The following is an 18,454-nucleotide window of genomic DNA, read 5'->3' as shown; positions in this document are numbered from 1 at the left end:
CATGTCACGCCTCATTAATTCAATGATTAAAGACTATGAAAAAGTGTTTAGTGAATTAAATGACGACTTTGATGGCTTTACGATGGATGCCAGCTTTGCCAGTCAAACACGCATCTGGCTTAACCGACTAAAACGCAAATGGGATAAGATTTTTAAACAAAAATCCACAGAGATTGCAGATAAATTTGTTTCCCAAGTCGATATAAGCGCAAAACGTAATTTAGATGATTCTCTCAAACAGTTGTCAGGGGGGATCACCATCAAAACCCCAGATATGCCCGAAGCCTTGAAAGATAAAATCATTGCCTCTACGGCTGAAAACGTATCACTCATTAAATCCATTCCACTGCAATTTCATCAACGTATTGAAAGTGTTGCTTTACGCTCTATTAGCCAAGGTGGTGAGGGCGCAAAGACACTATTAGAGGAAATTCGGCATACTGGCAGTGTGACAGAGAAAAGGGCGAACTTTATCGCTGTTGATCAAACACGAAAGATTACGACAGCGGTTAACTATGAGCGCATGAAATCTGCTGGTATTCGTAAAGCGGTTTGGCATCACTCTGGTGGAAGTGCTGAGCCTCGTGAATGGCATATTAAATTGGACGGTGAAGTGTTTGATTTAGATAACCCACCGATTATTGATCCTAAAACGGGAGAACGAGGATTGCCCGGACAATTACCAAATTGTAAGTGCTTCTGGACACCCGTAATAGATTTCGGTGAGGAGACATGACAAAGCGACAATATGATTTAAACGGCTGGCTGGAAGTCAAAGATAACCCCATCTCTAAAGTTGGGGTTTTTGATTATTTAGGGTTTGAGATTGGCGCACCGATACCCGAAAAGATTTACAAGGTGTATCGCCCACAAGAAGAGTTGGCCAGCACAGAGACAATTAACTCTTTCAAATTAATGCCCTTTGTTGATGAGCATGAGATGTTAGGGAAAGACGGCACACCCGCAGAGACAAAGGGGATACAAGGGGTCATCGGGGAGCGGGTTTATTTTGAATATCCCTACCTCAGAGGCAATATCAAAATTCTGTCTAATTCAGCGCTTAACCAAATTGAAGGGGGAAAAATTGAATTATCTCCGGGTTATCGCTGTATTTATGATTTCACACCAGGCGAATTTAACGGCGAACGTTATGACGCCATACAACGGCATATTAGAGCCAACCATCTTGCGTTAGTCGATGAAGGGCGCACTGGCGCTGATGTTGCTGTACAAGACCATTCCGTTATTACCATAGACACTAAGGAACTTATTCGCATGAATCCTGAAGATGAAAACAAAGACAAACCAACCACTGATGAAGGAGCCTTTACGCCCGAGCAATTGGAAGCGTTAAAAGCCATTATCAAAGAAGCAATCACCAGCGCTAAACCTGCGACAGACGATGAGCCAGACGATAAAGATAAGTCTTCAACTGATTCAGATCCTGACGAAGAGCAGAAAGCAGAAGAAGCCGTGGAAAAAGCCGAAATTGCTACAGAAGAGGCTGAATCTGGCGAACCTGAAGCCGTAGAGAAAGCCGAAGTCGCCATTGAAGAGGCTGTCGAAGCGATTGAAGAAGCCAAAGAGCATCTTGACCAAGCCACTACCGATGGACTTCATCGTCGTTTAAAACGCCTAAATCGTAGCATGACCGCCATGGACGAAATGGCATCGCTAAAACGTAAAATTAAGCGATTAGAAAAAGCCAAACCCGCAATGGATACGGGGGAGTTACTCAAACAAATCGGTGCGCGTGATTCGTTAGCGCATAAATTAACGCCATTTATTGGTGTGTTTGACCACTCAGCCATGACTCAACAACAAGTTGCCGAGTACGGTGTTGAAAAACTGGGCATTCAATGCAGTAAAGGTACAGAAGCCATTGCTCTTGATGCTTGGATGCAAGGGCGTGTGCCTGATTCTCAAAAGACCAGCTCAACAATGGACTCTGCAGTGAGCAATAAATCAATTATGGATAAATGGGGAGCTAAATAATGGCAATTCCTAAATCAGTAGCAAATGGCTTAATTTCTGGTGTTGTCGGTGAAATTAGTCATGCAGGCCCTATTCGCGCTGTTTCAGCCATTCTTAGTTCAGCGGATGAAAAGCTGAATATTTTCGGTCGCGCCTATACCTACAAAGATGATTCAGTGGAATCCGTTCAAGTCGGGGGTAAAGGGGCATTTGCGGGGATCATGATTAACCCTAAAGCCTATCGTATCGAAGAAGCATTCGCTCGTAACGGTACGCAAGGTGAATTCCTGACAATGGGGGAAGTTTTCGTTGAACTAAAAGAAGTGGCAGGAAAAATCAACGCACCGATTGTGTTCGATGAAGTTGACGGCTCGCTATCTTCTAAAGCCACTATTAGTGCTGGTGATCGCGTCATTGGTTTTATCAGCCGACACCTTGAGTCAACAGAAAGTGCTCACTTGGGCATTATTCGTTTAACAGAAATCCCATATCCAGCATCTCCAAAGGAAGGTGAATAATGCCAGTCAGTAACATTAAATTTCACATGTCTGGTCGTGATGTCAAAAAACATGGCCAACTGAATATTAACCCTGATCAGAAATGGACATACGGGGAATTAGCGCAAATCGGCTTTGGTGGTTTCTCTGCGATGGACTCCGCGATCAGCGGTGGTGCAATGCAGGGGGGCTTAATTCAACGCGAAATGTTGCAACACGTTTTACCGGGTGTCATTCGTACCGCAACGCGTGTGCGTGTGTTAGATGAAATCACGGGTATTGTTAATGCGGGCGAATGGCATGATGAAGAGATCATTCTGAATGTGGCGACACCAACCGGTAAAGCCGAGCTTTATGGTGATCATACTAATGTGCCATTAGCATCTTATGCGCAAGACCAAGAGCGCCGTGGTCTTGTTCGTTTCGAATTAGGTTTCCAAGTGGGGAAATTAGAAGAAGCGCGCCAATCGTCTGCAGGCTTTGTTGCGATGGAAGAAAAGCGTAATTCAGTGACTGAATCATTAGAGCAAGGCCGTGAACGTGTGGGTTACTACGGGTTTAATAGCCCTGAAACACGCGTCTTTGGTTTGATGAATGAGCCTAACTTACCCGCCTATGAAACCGCAAAAGGCAAATGGAAAGGGGGAACATTTGCGGATATCACTGCCGATATTACTGATATGTTCTCGCGTATTGAAACGAGCTCTGGCGGTATTATTAAAGATGACACACCAATCACTTTAACATTGCCGTTGGGCTTTCGTTCTGTACTGAATGTGGCTAATCCGGTGGCACGTGGTGAAACAGTCAAACAGTGGATAAATGAAAACTATCCAAATATGCGTCTGGTTTTCTCTCCTGAATTTGTTGGCGCAAATGGTGGGGCTGATGTGGCCTATATGTTCGCAGATAGCATTGATGATGGCTCAACGGCAACCAGTGCGTCGATCCTGCAAGTTGTGCCTGTGAAATATCAGTTATTAGGTTCACTCAATCAAATTAAAGGGTATATGGAAGATGCGACCAATGCGACTGCAGGTGTATTTGTGACCCGTCCGTGGGCGGTGACACGCTTAACCGGCATCTAATCTTACCACTTCTCTTTTTGCGCCCTCATTTGAGGGCTTTTTTATATCCAAACAACAGGAGAGCACTCCATGCCTCTTTATGCATATTGCACCTTATCGAATGACCAGAACTATACCGTGAGAGACGGGAAAGTGTTTATTGCCGGTCAAGCGAACGTAATGACCAAACACATGTACACACCACGTGGCCGTGTGACAGAAATTTCTGACGAGCAATACAAACAACTCAAAGAAAATCACGTTTTCAATCTTCATTGTGACAATGGCTTTATTACTGTTGAGCATCGCAAAGAAGATCCTGAAAAAGTCGCCACAGATATGGAAGCGAGCGACCAATCAGCCCCTGACACCCCTGAATCGTTAGAGTCTGAAAAGTTAGACGTTCCTAAACCCAACAAAAAAGGTAAGTGATCATGGAGACGAGCACATTTCCTTTAACGTTATTCCGTGTGCTCTATCCGCAGTTTAACGGTGTGGGTAATGATGAAATAGATATCATTGCTCAATCTGCGTTGAACTATTTCTCTGCCTGTAAGGGTGTTTGCACTAACGAGCTGTGGATGCTCGTTGTTGCACACATGCTAACACTTAGAAAAATGATTGCTGATGATGAGTCGCCCACGGGTGTTGTGACGAGTGTGACTATTGATAAAGTGAGCGTGTCATTTACGGCACCGCCTGCCGGTTCGGACTGGTCACACTGGTTCAAAATGACCACTTTTGGCCAGCAGTTTCTAGCGCTAATTAAGCGTTGTAGTGTACCTCAATACTTCGGTGGTGGCGGTGAGCGCTCTGCCTTTCGTGGTGTAGGAGGGCGATTTACACGAGGAGGGCGATTACGTTAATGACTAAATTAGCGCAATTAAAAGCGGTTTACGATGAATTGGCTAAAAAGCGATTAAGTGTTGGCTTCTTTGAGCACGCAAAATATCCCAATGGAACACCGATTGCTTATATTGCCTCTATTCAAGAGTTGGGCTATCCCGCCGGTGGCATTCCTCCTCGCCCATTTTTACGTCCGACCATGAATGACAAAAAGCAGGATTATAGTCAGTTAATTTTTCGAGCAGTGAAAGCGTCTGTTAAGGGCAATATCACGCTGGATAATGGGCTGACACAAATTGGTGCGACGGTTGCGGGCGATGTGAAAATGGCAATAAAAGCAGTCACAACACCGGCACTGGAGGAGTCAACCGTTAAAGCAAGAGCACGTCGCCATAGCAAAGGTAAGGCCACCGATAAGCCGTTAGTCGATACTGGCCAAATGCTTCAAGCGGTTAGTTTCGCAGTGGAGGATAAATAATGTTTGGTAACTTAAATCGTATTGCTTCACGTTATATTCCACAGCAAAAGGTGCTTTGGTTTCGATTTAAAGAACGGGCACCCGATGAGCGAGGGAATGACCAAAATGATTATTATGATCCCGTAGAAGTTCGTGGCAGTTGGCAAGCGGTCGATACCCAAGATATTCAATCCATGGGATTAGATACAAGCCAAGTGTACCGGCGCTTATATACCTCTCATGATATTAAAGCCGTTCAACGTGGCACATCCCCTGATTTTCTGGTGTTCAATGGCCGAAAATATGATGTGGTGGGTGATGCAGACTGGTACGAACAAGACGGTTGGAAATCGGTTATTTGTATTGAGGCGGGCACTTATGACGGATTATGAAGTTGATGTTGCTATTCGCAAACAGCTCTTGTTGCAGTTAAAAGAAGTCGACATTGAGATCCCCGTTAAAGCCGGTTTTCAATCTACCAAGCAAGGCCGTGAAGATAATATGGTGATGTTCTTTCCCATCAATGAAAACGGCTATGGCTGGCAAGGGCGTAAATATAACGTTCAAGGCAATAAAGCCAATCACCAAGAAAACCAGTTATCTGAAAAAACGTACCAAGTTCAGGCTTTTATTACCCAGTTAGGCCATTATTCAGCGAGTGATATTACCGCAATTGTCAGAATGATCGCCAATTCATTACCGTTTGTTGAAGCACTCCGCAAACAAGGCATTGGCGTTCAACGGGCAACAGGTATTCGAACCCCTTATTTTCTGAATGACCAGGGCAACTACGAACAAAACCCCTCATTTGATTTCAATGTGACATTTAATCGCACACTTCATCCTGATACAGACGCCGTGAGTGCGTTGTATCCCGATATCTATCGTATTTAAGGAACGTTATGTCTATCAAACAAACTCGCTATGTCGATATCGCGAGTGCGGTGATTGGCGCGTCTGCTGTACCGATGCGTAAGCTCACGGCTCGTATTTTTTCAACTAACCCTAAAATCCCCGCCGGTAAAGTGCTTGAATTTGCCAGTGGCCAAGTCGATGACTTATTGGGTACTGACTCCCCCGAGGCACATTTTGCGCGTCAGTATTTCAGCTATGTCAGTCCAGCACCAGCAAGTAAGCCGAAAGAACTGCAAATTGCCTCTTATGAGCCTGTTGGTCGAGCGCCTACCTTGTTTGGCGACAAAACAGGGGATTTAGCTGATTTAAAATTGATTAATGAGGGTGAACTCAATATCACTATTGGAAAAGTGACAAAAACAATCATAGGAATTGATCTTACTGAAAGCACATCATACGCGGATGTTGCGACAGCTGTGCAAGCGAAATTGAATGCAGAAAATGAACCTCAATTTGCTAGCGCTTATGTCACGTTTAATTCCCTAGATAGCGCTTTTGTCATTAGTGGTGGTGTGCAAGAGCGCGCGGATATTAGTGTACGCCAATCGGTGCTTGCTGATGCGATGAGTATTAGCCACGGCACATCATCAGCCGGTAATCCTGCACAAACTCCGCTACAAGCCTTTATTGCTTCTGAGGCTGTTTCTGACTCTTTTGGTAGCGCAACATTTTTAACGGAACTTTCATTAGAGCATGCCGTAGAGTTGGCGCAGTACGTGGCAGGTGAAAACGTGAAGTATCAATTGCACTTGTCTGTGACCAATCAAAATGCAGAAGATTTTAGCGGGGCGCTGGTGGGTACGGCTTCAACGGGCTTAAATCTGAAAACAGCGGATAATTTCTTTGTTCAAGCGTTACCGATGGCCATTATGTCCGCCACAGATTATGACCGCACCAATGCGACAACAAACTATATGTATCGTCAATTTGGTGTCACATTTCCATCGCAAATTACGACCGATATCGATGCGGATCGCTTAGATAAACTACGAGTGAACTATTACGGAGAAACGGCGGTATCGGGTTCACATATTAGTTTCTATCAACGGGGTTTCTTATGTGGTGGGGTTGCCAACCCATTGGATATGAGTGTCCATACTAACGAACAATGGTTAAAGGCCTATATTGCGCAACAGTGGTTCAGTTTATTGATGGCCACACGCGGAGTACCAGCCAATAAAGACGGCGAAGCACGAGCAATGATGGTGATTGCAGGGGCGGTAACTAAGGCGATTAATAACGGCACTATTCTAGCGGGAAAAACCTTAACCGATGTGCAAAAAATCGCGGTGACAGACGCTTCTGGTGATGATTTGGCATGGCACGATGTACAAAACAAAGGTTATTGGTACAACGCTCAAATTGTCGAAAACACAGGCCCCTCTGATTTGCCAGAGTACGTGATGAAATACGTATTAATTTACGGTAAGGGCGACTGGGTTCGTAAAGTCGAAGGCTCTCACAACTTAGTGTAAGGAACACAATATGCATGATGTATCAGCAACCGGCTTGAGTATTGTTATTCAGGCTCATAAAACCTTTCCCGCCGGTATTCAAATTACCGCCTTCGCAGATGATGCCGATCCATTAGATTTGCCCGCAGTGGACATTGCGCAAACAGGAATGGATATCAACGGTAATTTGGTGACATGGTCAACGCCAACACCTCAAACGGTCACCATTAACGTGTTGGCGGGCAGTGAAGAAGACGAAAACCTCGCTATCTTACTGGAATCGAACACCGCACGACGTGGACAACGGCATGCAGGGGATATTATCACTATGGTCGCTTCGTATGGTGATGGTTCAACAACCACGGCACGTAACGGCAAAATTACCAATGGTAGTCGTGGTAGCTCTGTTGCCAGTGCAGGACGACACAAATCCAAAGCATATACCTTCGTATTTCAAGACTTCGATCGCACTCGCGCACGTTAATTCTAGGCGGTTATTCCGCCTTTTTTATGGATATCAATCATGTTAATTAAACCGAAAGAAATTACGATCACCGATGCTGATCGTGAAGAGCACACTTTTATTATTAGCCGGTTACCAGCAACGATTGGGCGTGAAATTCTGGCAAAATACCCTTTATCGAATGCGCCTAAAATTGGCGACTATGAAGTCAGCAAAGAAGCCATGTTAAAGATGATGGCGTATGTTGCTGTCGAAAAAGAAGGACAGGAAATCTACCTTAAAACCAGCACATTAATTGATAACCATGTGCCCGATGGTGAAGCCCTTATTCGTCTTGAACTGGAAATGTTGAAGTATAACACCAGTTTTTTCGGCAAAGACGGGAGCCAAGGTTTCCTCCAATTCCTGCTCAACAAAATCACCGGTTCACTCCCGTCGATTATAAAAACGCTGATGGCTTCTTTGCCGTCATCATCTCAGCCGGTTTCGCCACGCTCACCGAACTCAAAACATCAATAGATTTAGAAGAGGCGTTTGATTTGTGGGAGATCGCCATTACCAACCGTTATAACGAAGCGCTGGCTTCATCGAAAGGATAACTCATATGGCTTTGCTAGATACCTTTGTTCAGGTATTTGAATTTGATACCCACCAAGCCGATGATGCGTTTAATCGGGTGAGCAAATCGACCGATGACATTATTGCTGAGATGAAAAAAGCGCAACAATCGGCAACTATCGGTGCAGATGGGTTTACGCAATTTATTCAAAATCTATCCGCACAATTGACAGCGCTATCATCAAATTCAGTTGATATTCATGTTAATGGTGATGCATCCAATGCCTCTGATGCCATCATTTCAGAAATTAAACGGATCACTGAAGAAGCGGAGGGTAATTCTGAAGACATTGATAATATTGTTCAAAATATTATTGATAGTTTAGGTAATGTAACCAACGAACATACTGAGATAAATATTGATAGTGATACTGCTCAAGCTGAGTTGAGCGCATACATAGAGAAAATGAAAGATTATCTTGAGTATGCGAAGTTACTTTTACAGTCTAATGCTCTCTCATCAGAAAGTAATAAAAAATTATCGGAAGGCATTGTATTACTCGAACGTAATATTCAGAGAGCTGAACAGTCAATCAATGATCAAACTGCCACGAATAATTCGGCATCTAGAGAAACGGAACGACTGACGAGGCGAAATAATGAATTAGCTGAGTCAGCCGATGAGGTTGCAGATAATTATGGTAAAGCGACCTCGTCGTTAGCTGGTTTTCTCGGTCGAATGGCAGGGATGGTTGGGATTGGTTTAACGGTAGGGGGAATTGCGTCATTTATTCAAACAACAGCAGAAGAAGTGAATACGCTTTCTCAATCCGCAGAAGCCTTAGAACTTCCTGTTGAAGATGTTGATGCTTTTGGCAAAGTCATAACCTCAATGGGAGGAGATGCTCAAGGCGCTCGTGACTCATTGATGGATATGTCTGAAAGTATTGGTGAAGCATTACAAGATACTTCATCAGGGAAAGCAGATGTTTTCAAAAGTTTAAACATCTCATTAAAAGATATGAAAGGCGAATCTATTGGCGCAATGGAGGGCATATATCGCTTGTCTGATGCTGTGCAAGGGATGAGCAAAGAAGAAGCCGTATTTCGAATTAAAGAAGTGGGAATAACAGACAATAAAATTGTTGAATCCATTCTTAAAGGACGAAAAGAACTCGAGGAGTTGACTAAAAAGCAAAAGGAGAATGGCGTTGTTACAAAGGAACTTGCATTACAATCCCAAAAATATAAGGAGGTGACGGGAGGATTAAAAACCGTATTCAGTAGTGTCATGATGAGTATTATGAATAGTGCGTTACCAGCGTTAACTAAAGTCCTTTCTTGGGTGCAAACCTTTGTCAAATTTTGCCAAGAAAACAAAAATTTATTGATAGGTTTTTTCTCAGCCATTGGTTTGGCCGTAGCACTTTATTACGTTCCCCCTATGTTAGCTGCTGCATCAGCAACACTTGCTGCAACATGGCCTATTATCGCTATTATTGCCATTATTGCGCTTTTAGCGATGGCATTTGCGATTGTTTATGACGACATTATGAATTTCATTGACGGTAATGATTCAATGATTGGGCGTATTCTTGAAAAATACCCACGATTAAAAATCGTTATTCTTGCATTGTGGGAAACATTCAAAAAGCTCTTTGAATATCTAAAAGTTATCGTTGGTGTTGTGGCAGATATTGTTATCGCTGGTTGGGATCTAATGGCATCAGGCTTAAAAGCTTATGTTAAGTATTTGCTGAGTTGTATTTCAGTCATTGCAGGTTGGGGTAAATCCTTTGCGGGTGTTTTTGCTACGGTGACGGATGCCGTTGTGGGCGCGTTTGAATGGATGTGGGAGCAAGTCGAAAAAATCATTGGTTGGGTAAATACAGGGCTTGATGCAGTTAAAAATGGCTGGAAATCTGCTAAAGAGTTTTTCGGGTTCGGTGACGATGAAGAAATTACTATCAATCAAAATGTAGAGCGAAAAGTCAATGATAATGGTGAGATTGAATATGCCATGCCTCAAGAAGAAAGCCAAACGACACAACAGCCACCAGTTAGACAATCTATTGCTCAAGCCAATGCACAGTTAGATGCGATAGCCAACAATGCAATGAACCCGATTACCAGCCAAGCCATTAGTAATCAATCCAATGTGAAGAATGAAAGTAACGTAAGTATTGGAGAAATTAAGATTGAGACTCAAGCCACAGATGCGCAGGGTATGGCATCGGGCGTAAAGGATTCATTGCAAGATCAACTCGCCGATTTCAATCAGCAAAACTCAACGGGAGTAGCAAAATGATCACAGAAGTCAAAATCTTTGATTTAGCGTCATTTTCTACACTGTTTGATAGCGTGAGTCCGATTCAAATCAATGTAAGAGATGAGCATAAAGCAACACAATTTCAAGTTGAAAGTGGTGAAACTCGCAGTGATCATGTGATCATTAACCCCGTTGAGATTGGTATAGATTTGCTATTAACGGGAGAGATGAAAAACATCTTCTCATCGATGCAACAAGCTTTTGACGAACACAAACTTGTTGGTATTCAAACCCGAGTAAAAACCTATCAACCGATGTTATTAACGGGTTTTAATCATGATGAAATACCTGACATGATAGATGCGATAAAATTGTCGCTACGGTTTGTTGAATGGCGCACTGTTGAGCCTGAATACGGCGATTTACCGCCTCGAGCGACACAAAAGCCAGCGCAGTCATCAACCGTAAATCGGGGGAATGTGCAAACAAAAGAAGCCGATACGGAGACTAAAAAGAAAGGTTCAGTCGCAACACGTATCGCAGATGGTGATTGGAGCTTCTCATGAAAGTCATACCTTTAAAAGCTATTCCAAACCAACGCTTATCTGTCAATTTAGAGGGAGTTAATTGGACGCTAACAATAAAAGCCGGTCGACATGCGATGTATCTCGATATTGAACGAGAAAGTGAGGTTATCGCCGTGGGTATGCGCGCGGTAGCAAACACACCTATCATTCCTTATCGCTACCTGACTGATGGCACGAATTTAGCATTTATAACAGAAAATGATGCTCTGCCCTGGTATGAATTATTCGATAGAACCCAATCATTAATTATTTGGAGTGAAGATGGACTTACGACGAATACGGGTGGGGATTGAAGTCGCAGAACGACTGCAGTGGTATGAAGGGTTGCGGATTAAAGCTAACGGCACCAAGTACGCAAACCCCTTACAAAATGAATGCACAGTTAGCATTGATGGATTAAACGCCCACACTCGAGATTATCTGCTCACTGAAACTAGCCCTTATCATAAAAGCAAACAAACTCGCCGTCTTTACCTTGAAGTAGGGCGCGTCAATACGGGATTATTTCGTATTTTTACTGGTGATATTGTCAGTGCAGAAATTGCCTCGCCTCCCGATGTGACACTAACCATTAAGGCTAAAACCAATAATGCCAGTTCAGGTGATATTGTTTCTTCCAGTGGTGGCGCCATGCAGAAAATGAGCGAGATCGCGTCATCGGTGGCAAAGGATTGTAAGGTTAGATTGGACTTTCAAGCCACCGATAAAAATATTGCCAATTGGTATTTTTGTGGTTCAGCATTACAGCAAGTACAACGACTGCAGGAAGCGGGAAACGTTAAAGCCTTTATTGATGATGATACGTTGTTTGTCAAAGATGATAACCAAGCCTTAAAAGGGCGCTTGCGCATTCTTAGCATGAAATCAGGCATGGTAGGTATACCCAAAGCCACTGAAAAAGGGTTGTCCGTTACCTACTTAATTGATGGTGCCTCAGAACTAGGGGGCATGCTACGACTCGAGAGTAAATTCAATTCTGCACTTAATGGCGACTACATCATTGAACAACTGAAATTCGATGTTGCTTCACATGATGATCCTTTCTTTTATCAGGCTACCTGTAAACGAGCATAATCATGAATAAACCCAATACTGATATTGCCAGTGATGGTTCGCTGGCAGGTGCGCTCTCGTCTGCATTTCGTAACTTGATGATGAATACAGAGGACATGCTCCCTGCAACAGTGGTCAGTTATGACGATAGAACCAATCGTGCTGTTATCAAACCACTGGTGATGATGGTAACAACGGAAGGGGGAACGGTCGGGCGTGCACCATTGTCCAACATTCCCGTTTTTAGATTTGGTGGAGGGGGTTTCTTTATTCGCGCACCGATTAAACCGGGTGATTTTGGTTGGATAAAAGCCAACGATAGAGATATTAGCCTGATATTTCAGCGCGGAGGATTGGAGGATCAACCTAATACCGCACGTCTGCATTCATTCAGTGATGCAATGTTTTTCCCTGACACGATTAAAGGTTGGGTGATTGATGGAAAAAACATTGATGCCTTGGTGATCCAATCAATAGATGGCTCTGTGTGTTTATCCCTGCATGAGGGTAAAGCGGTTTTAGATTCGCCCGTTCTTGAAGTCAATGTGCCTGAAACTACGTTTAATGGCAACGTCACAGTGAATGGCAATCAGTCCATAAATGGTAATAGTGACTCTAGTGGTGGCACGATGAAACACAATGGAAAAGATATCGGTTCTACACATCAACATAGTGGTGTTGAGACCGGTCATGGAAATTCAGGAGCGCCTCTATGAGAACATTTTCAATCGATAAAAATAATGATCTCTTTATTGGCCCTGATGGAAACCTCCAGTTCAGCGAAAAAGACGGTGCGGTTAAAAACCTTTGTCAGCACTTTGCCAAGGCCGTGCGTGGTGAAATGTTACATAAAAAAGATAAAGGTATTCCGTTCTGGCCAACAACCTTTGGTCGCCAAGCTGATATCCCGATGTTTGAAACGGCATTTAGACAACGTATGAGCGAAATTGAAGAGGTGGTTGAAGTGACCCATTTTAGCGCCACAGTCGAGAACGGTGAATTGAAGTATCAAGCAACAATTCGCACGATATACGGAGGATTTACATTGAATGGCTGATTATCGTTATATCAATAATAAAGGCGTTATTCTTCCCGACACGGCCACAATACGTGATGAAGTCGAAAGCGAGTTTTGTGCGGTGTTTGGTCAATCGATTAACCTTGCCCCTGAAACACCACAAGGTGCATTGGCGACGATGGAAGTTGAAAACCGTGATGCAATGGTGAGAAATAATGCCGAGTTAGCAAATCAAATCAATCCTGATATTGCTGGTGGTGTTTTTCTTGATGCAATATGGGCGCTAATGGGTGGCCAACGCATTAATGCCACTCACTCTTATCTTTCCAGCGTTGAATTTAGTGGCGTGCCCAGCACGATTATTCCCAAGGGCTCATTAGCGTCCAGTGTTGCCGGTGCCATGTTCGAAACAGTTTCACCCTTGATTATTGATAATACCGGTAAAGCAACAGGGGATATGAGGGCGGTTGAATATGGCCCTGTTGAATGCGGTGCCGGCCAACTGAATTCTGTGGCTAGCTCAGTATTAGGTTGGGAGAAAGTCAATAATCCCACTCATGCAGTTGTTGGCCGTTATGCTGAATCTGATATCAAAGCAAGGCGACGACGTAAGCAAACTTTGGCTAAAAATACCGTCAGTGTTGCAGAAGCGATCACCTCTTCACTGTATGAATTAGAGGGCGTTAACTCGCTTTCTTTTCGTGAGAACTACACCGATGCGGTGCTCACTATTGATGGAATTTCTCTGTTGCCTCATAGCATTTATGTCTGTGTTGAAGGGGGCGATAGTAACGAAATTGCTAAATCATTGCTGAGAACCAAAACTATTGGATCGGCTTTTAATGGTGAGATTGAAATCGGTGTTGTAGAGCCGATAAGTGGACAAGAATATAAAGTGAAATTTTCACGCCCTAAGGAGATCACCGTTTTTTGTCGAGTGACAGTTAAAAAATCAGTCGTTGATGCGCAAACTATTATCCCCAGTGCCATAGAACAATGGACGCGTGGAGAGTTGGATGGCGATAACGGTTTGATTGTTGGACGTGAAGTGTCACCTTTTGAGATAGCGTCTGCAGTGAATACTGTAGAACCTCGTCTGTTCGTGACCAAAGTTGAATTGTCGCTAGATGGGAAAGTGTGGAATGTCGCATTAATTCCGATTGCCATTAATCAAATCGCACGCTTACAACGAGGTGCTGTGCAAGTGGTGATTGTATGAACGTTCAACAATTTGAGTTTCATTCAGACCTATTAAAAGCGATCCTCTGGCAGTATGAAGATGCAGAGAATTTAAAAAAGCTCGCTAGTTTTAAGGCCTCTCATTTTGAAAAGTCGATGGTGTTATTTTGGCAAAATTGGTACCGAGATGTGTTTAATATCGATACCGCGAATGATTTTGGATTATCGATTTGGTCACGCATTCTGGATGTACCGTTAGGTATTGATATTCCACCAAGCGACAAAAATAAAGTTGGGTTTGGTTTTGGCAAAAAGAAATCCAATTTTAAATCCAATTTCCGACGTAATGCGGATTACACCTTGTCACTAACTGTTGATCAAAAACGCATGTTAGTACGAATGCGCTATTTTAATCTGACACAAAGTCCTACGGTCACTAACATTAATGAATTTTTAAAACGTTTCTTTTGGCGTGATGACAGCAAAGTTTTTGTCCTTGATCCACTGGATATGACTTACATGTATTACGTCTTTAACTTCAACCCTGACGAACGCCTACGGGTTCTTCTCGAAAACTTCGACTTAATGCCACGTCCTTCTGGCGTTGGCGTCAAATATCGCATTGTGACCAAAAAAGCCTTTGGCGTTGGTCAGCATCGTAAAAACTTCTTAGGCAGTAACTTCGGAGCATAATTCCTATGACAACTATTTTTAAAACCCCCTTTGCAACACAAGGGGATAAGGCTTCTATACCCGTAGAAATCCAACCAGACGGCTCAGTGTCTTATACACAAGGCTATGGTTACGACTATGAGCGTGACCAAGTCACAGATCCTGCTGCTAAAGATATCGAACGTGAAAAAATGAACGGGATATTTCACGATATCACGGAAGCCATTGGTGAAATCCAATCTTTTGGTTTTCCAAAATGGGATGAAGCTGGTAAGCCGTATGCGATACGCGCTATTGTCTATCATAAAAATAAAGTCTGGCAGTCTAAAGTTGAGAATAACAATATTGAGCCGGTTGCCGGTAATGCATGGGCAGAGTTAAAAGCGGATGCCACAGCAGGTGATGTAGGCGCTTATTCTAAAACAGAATCAGATCAACGTTTTCAACCGTTAGGCAATTACACACCATCCGGTTACAGCTATTCAAAGGCAGAAACCGACAACAAATATCAGCCAAAGGGTAATTATGCGCCAGCAGGGAACTATGCCAATAAAGGGGATAGTTACACTAAAACGGAAAGTGACGGACGTTATCAAGCGAAAGGGAGTTACCAGCCATCAGGCGATTACGCGTTAGTAGGAGCTTCATATACTAAAACAGAATCAGATGGTAAATATCAACCTAAAGGAAATTACGCTCCGCTATCGGGAGCTTCGTTTACAGGAGCTAGTTATGCTAAGGATGAAATTGGTGCCTACTCCGGTGCAAACCGAGTGCACTTAAAAATATCGGCTGATGGGGGTGTACTAGCGATAACCACTGGTAGTGAATATCGAATTGTTAGAATTCCATATCAAAATGGAACAATGGCACTAGCGGGTGCTTCATATACGAAGACGGAATCGGATGGTCGATATCAAGCTAAAGGGAGTTATGCAACGGCTGGAAGTAGCTATACAAAAGCAGAAAGTGACGGGCGTTATCAAGGCAAAGGAAATTACCAACCAGCGGGCAATTATGCGCTAGTAGGAGCATCGTATACTAAGGCAGAGTCTGACGGTAAATATCAGCCTAAAGGCAGTTATCAAGCTTCTGGTTACAGTTATTCAAAAACAGAATCAGATAGTAAGTATCAGCCTAAAGGAAATTATGCGACTGCGGGTAGTAGTTATACAAAAGCGGAAAGTGATGGTCGATATGAAAAGAAAGGTACAGGAAAAAGTTGGCGAAAAGTTGGTGGAGCTATTGATGGAAATAAAACTGCATCAGTTACAGAAGACGTGAGGGGAAAGACAGTTTATTTAAAAAATAACAATAGCTCTGATGGATGGTGTATCGCCTCATTTCCTCCCGTTGATAATATTATGATCAGTGTGTCGCATGGAGCATCTGGATTTATAAAAATGCAGACAACAGGTGGAGGTATGAAAATTAGTGCAAGTGGTGCTAATTACTCTAATTTTTCCGAGATTTGGTTGGCTGATTAATTTCTATGTCGCCTATATTTAGATAGGCGACTATTATTTATATAATGAAATTGTTTTTAATATTAGATACTAGTTGCCAACATGAAGTGAATTACGCTCTACTATCAGGAGCTTCGTTTACAGGCGTTATTTATGCTAAGGACGAAATTGGTGCCTATTATGGTACAAACCAAATGCATTTAAAAAACATCGGACGATAGAGGTGTACTAGCGATAACCACTGGTAGCAAGTATTACATAATGGTGCATATATTTATTTAACTTTCACATACACTACAGATAAAACAGTAATAAAGATAGCTCAAGGAAATTTAGCAACACTGGATGGGGCATTACCGTCATTAGCTAATTTTAAAAATAAGATTGTTGTGAATATTATATCATAAGTATTAATGCTGTGTGGACGCTAACTACAGCGTCCGTTATTTTTAATTGCACCTTAAAATATTATATTTTATAAAATTTAAATTTGATCTCTGTTATAAATATATACATTATGTATCTCAAGAAAATAACGCTTTAATTAATCTATCTATATATACATCATCGTAAAAATTATTAATTGAGTTTTTTATTTCTTCATGAGTAGGTAGCGTTTCATATGTAAGATTTTTTAATTTTATTGATAATTCAGATATATTACCAGGAGTGTACATTTGTCCATTAATATTATCTTTGATTATATCTTCTGGCCCTGAGTCACAGTTTGAACTAATGCAATAAATCCCTCTGGATAAAGCCTCCCCTAAAATCATAGGAAATCCTTCATATTTAGATGTTAATATCAATGCTGTGACACCATGAATGTTATTTATAACAAAGTGCCATGGGTCTTTTTTCCATCCGTGCCAGGTGATTCTATCATTAATTTCTTTTTCTTCAGCTAATTGTTGAATAGCGTCTTTATCAGGACCATCTCCAATAAAATCGAGATGCCATTCTTCTTTTAAGTTTGATAAAGCATAAATCAGTTCATTAATATTTTTTTGATTGTTGTCCATACGGCCAATATATAAAAAATTAGAAGTGCTTTCAGGTCTTTTTATTATTGTGTCTTGCTTTGTTACTGGATTGAAAATAATACTAATATCTTTTTTATTAATACCAATATCAATTAATCCATTAGCTATGCTTGAACTAATTGCTAAATGTTTATCTGCTTTTTTTAAATATTCTTTTTTATATTGATATTGTAGCGCACCATGTATCCAAGAAAATAATGGGGTTTTTGTAAGGCTAAATTTTTTTGAAAGATTAACAATATAGCAAGATAATGGACATAGACCCACTATTGCATCAAATTTATTTTTTCTTAAATATTTAGCTAGAAGAAATGAAAAATGTAATCTTCTTAATTTTGTATTTGTTATATTTGATGTAATTCTATTAAACTTAATATTTTGAAGCCATAAGTCATCAATAATACTGTTGGAATTTTTGTCACGAATAAAAATAAATTCACTGTTACATTTATTTTCATCTAAAAGATAAGTGAGTTTTTTACTAACCGACTCAATGCCACCTTTTCCAGCAAGATCATAACTAACAAAGAGAATCTTACTCATTAATAACCTCGATAGATTCCATGGATTTATGTATATAATAAATCCATGATACACATAATAAACGGTTATTTGAATAAAAAATATAGCATCAATTAGTGTCAATTTTATTATGCTTGAAATGCACTTTCAACTTCTCAAACAAATCCCTCGCCACATCCTCCGTCATATACGTTCTCATTGGTTCCCGTCTAATTTCTGGGTAGTTTTCGGGAGTATATCAGAGTGTGTTTTGTGATAAAATGCACTCACTAAAACCTGTAATGCGTTGATTTATTTGTCTGGTATTGTCATGTTTTAACATGTATTTTCTTATTAATTACATAATAATTCAATTGTAAATTGTTGATTTTAAAACAATAGCTTGATTTAAATAAACTTATTGGATTATAGTGG

General features: G+C 41.7%; 22 protein-coding genes. 21 read left to right on the top strand and 1 reads right to left on the bottom strand.

Annotation, left to right across the window (positions count from 1 at the left end; translation table 11 throughout):
* Positions 1 to 22 precede the first annotated feature (22 nt).
* The 21 genes from DK861_RS05450 (at position 23) to DK861_RS05350 (ending at position 16,496) form a co-directional block, all read left to right on the top strand.
* Complete coding sequence (locus tag DK861_RS05450; RefSeq protein ID WP_109399502.1) at positions 23 to 736, top strand: phage minor head protein; 714 nt, start codon at positions 23 to 25, stop codon at positions 734 to 736.
* Positions 733 to 1,995 (top strand): DUF2213 domain-containing protein, encoded by a 1,263-nt coding sequence (locus DK861_RS05445; protein WP_109399469.1) that lies wholly within the window; start codon positions 733 to 735, stop codon positions 1,993 to 1,995. Before DK861_RS05450 ends, DK861_RS05445 begins: the two co-directional genes overlap by 4 nt.
* Positions 1,995 to 2,492, top strand: a complete 498-nt coding sequence (locus DK861_RS05440) for a hypothetical protein (RefSeq protein ID WP_109399468.1) — start codon at positions 1,995 to 1,997, stop codon at positions 2,490 to 2,492. Before DK861_RS05445 ends, DK861_RS05440 begins: the two co-directional genes overlap by 1 nt.
* On the top strand, positions 2,492 to 3,559 hold the full coding sequence (locus tag DK861_RS05435) for a major capsid family protein (RefSeq protein WP_109399467.1): 1,068 nt from the start codon (positions 2,492 to 2,494) through the stop codon (positions 3,557 to 3,559). The genes DK861_RS05440 and DK861_RS05435 overlap by 1 nt, the downstream gene beginning before the upstream one ends.
* Before the next feature lie 69 nt (positions 3,560 to 3,628).
* Positions 3,629 to 3,970 (top strand): hypothetical protein, encoded by a 342-nt coding sequence (locus DK861_RS05430; RefSeq protein ID WP_109399466.1) that lies wholly within the window; start codon positions 3,629 to 3,631, stop codon positions 3,968 to 3,970.
* 2 nt (positions 3,971 to 3,972) lie between these two features.
* The gene (locus DK861_RS05425) at positions 3,973 to 4,404 is read left to right on the top strand and encodes a DUF4054 domain-containing protein (protein ID WP_109399465.1); all 432 of its coding nucleotides are present in this window, start codon (positions 3,973 to 3,975) and stop codon (positions 4,402 to 4,404) included.
* The gene (locus DK861_RS05420) at positions 4,404 to 4,862 is read left to right on the top strand and encodes a hypothetical protein (RefSeq protein ID WP_109399464.1); all 459 of its coding nucleotides are present in this window, start codon (positions 4,404 to 4,406) and stop codon (positions 4,860 to 4,862) included. The genes DK861_RS05425 and DK861_RS05420 overlap by 1 nt, the downstream gene beginning before the upstream one ends.
* Entirely contained in the window at positions 4,862 to 5,233 is a 372-nt protein-coding gene (locus DK861_RS05415; RefSeq protein ID WP_109399463.1) for a hypothetical protein, read from the top strand. Before DK861_RS05420 ends, DK861_RS05415 begins: the two co-directional genes overlap by 1 nt.
* The gene (locus DK861_RS05410; protein ID WP_109399462.1) at positions 5,220 to 5,735 is read left to right on the top strand and encodes a hypothetical protein; all 516 of its coding nucleotides are present in this window, start codon (positions 5,220 to 5,222) and stop codon (positions 5,733 to 5,735) included. The genes DK861_RS05415 and DK861_RS05410 overlap by 14 nt, the downstream gene beginning before the upstream one ends.
* 8 nt (positions 5,736 to 5,743) lie before the next feature.
* Positions 5,744 to 7,231: a DUF3383 domain-containing protein gene (locus DK861_RS05405; RefSeq protein WP_109399461.1), complete on the top strand. Its 1,488-nt coding sequence runs from the start codon at positions 5,744 to 5,746 to the stop codon at positions 7,229 to 7,231.
* Between the two features lie 10 nt (positions 7,232 to 7,241).
* Complete coding sequence (locus DK861_RS05400; RefSeq protein ID WP_004250586.1) at positions 7,242 to 7,694, top strand: hypothetical protein; 453 nt, start codon at positions 7,242 to 7,244, stop codon at positions 7,692 to 7,694.
* 39 nt (positions 7,695 to 7,733) lie between these two features.
* The gene (locus DK861_RS05395; RefSeq protein WP_109397948.1) at positions 7,734 to 8,192 is read left to right on the top strand and encodes a hypothetical protein; all 459 of its coding nucleotides are present in this window, start codon (positions 7,734 to 7,736) and stop codon (positions 8,190 to 8,192) included.
* Between the two features lie 85 nt (positions 8,193 to 8,277).
* Positions 8,278 to 10,539, top strand: coding sequence for a hypothetical protein (locus tag DK861_RS05390; protein WP_109399460.1), 2,262 nt, complete (start codon positions 8,278 to 8,280; stop codon positions 10,537 to 10,539).
* The gene (locus DK861_RS05385; protein WP_109399459.1) at positions 10,536 to 11,066 is read left to right on the top strand and encodes a phage baseplate protein; all 531 of its coding nucleotides are present in this window, start codon (positions 10,536 to 10,538) and stop codon (positions 11,064 to 11,066) included. The genes DK861_RS05390 and DK861_RS05385 overlap by 4 nt, the downstream gene beginning before the upstream one ends.
* On the top strand, positions 11,063 to 11,380 hold the full coding sequence (locus DK861_RS05380; RefSeq protein WP_109399458.1) for a hypothetical protein: 318 nt from the start codon (positions 11,063 to 11,065) through the stop codon (positions 11,378 to 11,380). The genes DK861_RS05385 and DK861_RS05380 overlap by 4 nt, the downstream gene beginning before the upstream one ends.
* Positions 11,349 to 12,161 (top strand): hypothetical protein, encoded by an 813-nt coding sequence (locus tag DK861_RS05375; RefSeq protein ID WP_109399457.1) that lies wholly within the window; start codon positions 11,349 to 11,351, stop codon positions 12,159 to 12,161. The genes DK861_RS05380 and DK861_RS05375 overlap by 32 nt, the downstream gene beginning before the upstream one ends.
* 2 nt (positions 12,162 to 12,163) lie before the next feature.
* Positions 12,164 to 12,856, top strand: a complete 693-nt coding sequence (locus tag DK861_RS05370; RefSeq protein ID WP_109399456.1) for a Gp138 family membrane-puncturing spike protein — start codon at positions 12,164 to 12,166, stop codon at positions 12,854 to 12,856.
* Positions 12,853 to 13,197, top strand: coding sequence for a hypothetical protein (locus DK861_RS05365; RefSeq protein WP_109399455.1), 345 nt, complete (start codon positions 12,853 to 12,855; stop codon positions 13,195 to 13,197). The genes DK861_RS05370 and DK861_RS05365 overlap by 4 nt, the downstream gene beginning before the upstream one ends.
* A complete protein-coding gene (locus DK861_RS05360; protein WP_109399454.1) occupies positions 13,190 to 14,377 on the top strand; it encodes a baseplate J/gp47 family protein in 1,188 nt (395 codons plus the stop codon). The genes DK861_RS05365 and DK861_RS05360 overlap by 8 nt, the downstream gene beginning before the upstream one ends.
* Positions 14,374 to 15,030: a DUF2612 domain-containing protein gene (locus DK861_RS05355; protein WP_109399453.1), complete on the top strand. Its 657-nt coding sequence runs from the start codon at positions 14,374 to 14,376 to the stop codon at positions 15,028 to 15,030. The genes DK861_RS05360 and DK861_RS05355 overlap by 4 nt, the downstream gene beginning before the upstream one ends.
* 5 nt (positions 15,031 to 15,035) lie before the next feature.
* Positions 15,036 to 16,496, top strand: a complete 1,461-nt coding sequence (locus DK861_RS05350; protein ID WP_239452132.1) for a hypothetical protein — start codon at positions 15,036 to 15,038, stop codon at positions 16,494 to 16,496.
* 503 nt (positions 16,497 to 16,999) lie between these two features.
* Here DK861_RS05350 and DK861_RS05345 read toward each other — a convergent pair.
* Positions 17,000 to 18,061 carry a glycosyltransferase gene (locus tag DK861_RS05345; RefSeq protein ID WP_109399452.1) on the bottom strand — a complete coding sequence of 354 codons (1,062 nt, stop codon included), beginning with the start codon at positions 18,059 to 18,061 and terminating at the stop codon, positions 17,000 to 17,002.
* Between the last annotated feature and the right edge of the window lie 393 nt (positions 18,062 to 18,454).

This window comes from Proteus sp. TJ1640 (genome assembly GCF_003144445.1).
Lineage (GTDB): Bacteria > Pseudomonadota > Gammaproteobacteria > Enterobacterales > Enterobacteriaceae > Proteus > Proteus penneri.
This window is presented reverse-complemented; position numbering and strand designations above follow the sequence as displayed.